The following is a 2673-nucleotide window of genomic DNA, read 5'->3' as shown; positions in this document are numbered from 1 at the left end:
CAAAACAGCTAAAGCAAGAAGAAAGGTTAATCCAAGCCACAAGCCCACCAAAGCCCGTAGAAGGAGAAAATGGAGAAACTCAAACCTCTCAAGTCCAAACCCTCCCACTGTCAAAAGAAGAAACAAGTGGTCAAACCGCAGAACACCCAGGGCAGGGAGAAAGACTTCTCCAAGCCAAAGAAATTTCCCAAAAGCCTGCAAGTCAAGGGAAAGAAGCAGAAGGTCCAAAGCTGACGGATGAAAACAAAAACGCAGAGGAAATCTTCCTCAGGGAAAGGCTCTCGATCATATCAAACATAGTCCAAAGGCATATAAACTATCCACCCATAGCCAGAAGGATGGGATGGGAGGGAAGAGTTCTTATCGGTTTTGTTTTGGAACCAAACGGAGATATAAGAGACCTGAAGGTTTTAAAGAGCTGTGGATACGAAGTTTTAGACAAAGAGGCTTTGGACGCAATAAGGAGAAGCTACAAAGATTTTCCCAAACCCCCGGTTAGCGTAGCGGTAAAACTGCCAATTAATTTTAGGCTTGAATAAAGGCAGGGCAAGAGCCCTGCCCAAAGAATTTATTTCACAATATCTATCACATTCCTTCCAACCCTGTCCGCAAGTTCTTTTATTCCACCTTTGAACTGGTATGCGTTGTTAAAGCCAATAGCCCTCAAACCAGTTACTACTGCTGCTGCCCTGTCTCCGGAGTGGCATATTACCACTATTTTCTTGTCTTTAGGTAGTTTGTTTAGGTTTTCTGGTTTAAAAACCTCATGCATGGGAATATTTAGTGTGTTTTTCCAAGTAATTCCCGTGATGCTTTGCTCCTGCGGAGTTCTAACATCAAGGATTACAAAGTCCTCCTTTTTCTTGATCATTTCAAAGAGCTGGTTTGCGTCAATCTGACAAGGTCTTTGCTTTAATACTTCCGGCGTCATCTGGGAGAACATGGCGTCCATCTTTTTAGCAAGCAAGGGGAGAGGTGATGTTTCAAAATTCTAGTTCTTTTATGAGCTTTTCAACTCTTCTCTTTATCTCATCCCTCACCTTTCTGAAGAACTCAAGCTTTTCTTCTTCTGAGCCTTCAACTTTTGCTGGGTCTGGCAATCCCCAATGTTCAGTTTTTGCTCCCGGTACGACTGGACAAGTTTCCGCAGCATCTCCGCATAGAGTAATAACATAATCAACTTCATTGATAGGAATTTCATCAATATGTTTAGAGTACTGCTGTGATATATCAATGCCATCTTCAGCCATTACCTTTATTGCCAATGGATGAACATAGCCTGATGGATTAGAACCTGCTGAGTAGATTTCTACATCTTTTCCATACAGCTTAGCAAAGTATTTTCCATACCCTTCTGCCATTTGAGACCTTGCAGAGTTTCCTGTGCAGATAAAAGCTATCTTTTTCATCTTAAATCCTCCCAAATACAATATTAAATAAATATCCGGCTATAATGATTGATACAGAAACAATGCCTGCAAATATAGCAATAAGTTTTGGCTTCATTATCTGTTTTAAGATTACAAATTCTGGAAATGATAAAGCTGTGGTAGCCATCATAAAGGCTAACGCAGTACCTATTGGCACACCTTTATCTATTAGTGCTTGAATAACTGGCAAAATACCGGCAGAGTTAGAATATAAAGGAACACCAATAATTACAGCCAATGGCACAGATAAAAACCCGGCTAAATTCATGATGCTTTTTAATGCTTCTTCTGGTACATATCCATGGATAAAGCTACCTATTCCTATTGCAACGATTATGTAAATTGAGATTTTTCTTAGAATATCTTTTACATTATTTTTTGCAAACTCTATTCTTTCTCTAAAAGTCATCGGTTTTTCTTCAGCTTCTCCAAAAGAAAGTTCAAAAACATAATCTTCTACAAGATGTCTTGGGTTTAATTTTTCAATAAAAAACCCGCTTATTATAGCAACTGCCACACCAAACACAACATAAGCCAAGGCAACTTGAAAACCAAAAGATGCAAACAACAACCCAAGTGCAACCTCATTAACCATTGGAGAAGATACTAAAAATGCAAACGCAGCCCCAAGTGGAATCCCTGCTTCTACAAATCCAATGAACATAGGAACAGCAGAACAAGAACAAAAAGGCGTAAAAATCCCAAGAATAGCAGCTAATGGAATTGCAATAGCTTTATGGTTAGATAAAATCTTCCTTGTTTTTTCAAGTGGAAAATAACTTCTGATGAAAGATACTACAAAGATTATTAGTGCTAAAAGTGTAAAGATTTTTAAAGTGTCATAAATAAAAAAGTGTGCTACTTCGTATAATTTATCACTTGGATTTAGATTAAAAATATCTTTTGTAATATAGGTGGCTATGTTGTCGTAAATTTCAAACATCTTAATCACCTGTGATTAATTCTTCGATTGTTTGTGGTGCAGGGATTGGCGTTCCAATATGTTTTACTTTGCCATCAACTACTAAGACAGGTGTTTTCATAGTTTTATATTTAGCCAACTCTCTAACATCTATAATTTTTTCAACCTCTGCTGGAATATTTTTGGATTTTACTATTGTACTTACTACATTATAAAGAAGCTCACAGTTATTGCAGTTAGAAGCACTGATTACTTGAATTTTTTTCATTGTTTCTCCTCCTGATTTATAATACAGCATCCTATTTCTTCTTTATCTAACTT

General features: G+C 37.5%; 5 protein-coding genes. 1 reads left to right on the top strand and 4 read right to left on the bottom strand.

What is annotated here, in order from left to right; translation table 11 throughout:
* Positions 1-539 (top strand): energy transducer TonB (locus tag Q0929_RS08905; RefSeq protein WP_299240102.1); only part of this gene is annotated, 539 nt, incomplete at its 5' end.
* Between the two features lie 29 nt (positions 540-568).
* On the opposite strand, the gene Q0929_RS08900 is transcribed toward Q0929_RS08905, so the two are convergent.
* The 4 genes from Q0929_RS08900 to Q0929_RS08885 are packed head-to-tail and all read right to left on the bottom strand — an operon-like array spanning position 569 to position 2620.
* Positions 569-943, bottom strand: a complete 375-nt coding sequence (locus Q0929_RS08900) for a rhodanese-like domain-containing protein (protein WP_299240101.1) — start codon at positions 941-943, stop codon at positions 569-571.
* 40 nt (positions 944-983) lie between these two features.
* On the bottom strand, positions 984-1409 hold the full coding sequence (locus Q0929_RS08895) for an arsenate reductase ArsC (RefSeq protein WP_299240099.1): 426 nt from the start codon (positions 1407-1409) through the stop codon (positions 984-986).
* A gap of 1 nt (position 1410) precedes the next feature.
* The gene (locus Q0929_RS08890; protein ID WP_299240096.1) at positions 1411-2373 is read right to left on the bottom strand and encodes a permease; all 963 of its coding nucleotides are present in this window, start codon (positions 2371-2373) and stop codon (positions 1411-1413) included.
* A gap of 1 nt (position 2374) precedes the next feature.
* On the bottom strand, positions 2375-2620 hold the full coding sequence (locus Q0929_RS08885; protein ID WP_299240093.1) for a thioredoxin family protein: 246 nt from the start codon (positions 2618-2620) through the stop codon (positions 2375-2377).
* Positions 2621-2673: the final 53 nt, after the last annotated feature.

Origin of the sequence: Sulfurihydrogenibium sp. (assembly GCF_028276765.1) — a bacterium.
GTDB lineage: Bacteria > Aquificota > Aquificia > Aquificales > Hydrogenothermaceae > Sulfurihydrogenibium.
Note: the sequence above shows the minus strand (reverse complement) of the source record. Positions and strands in the feature narration are given on the sequence as shown.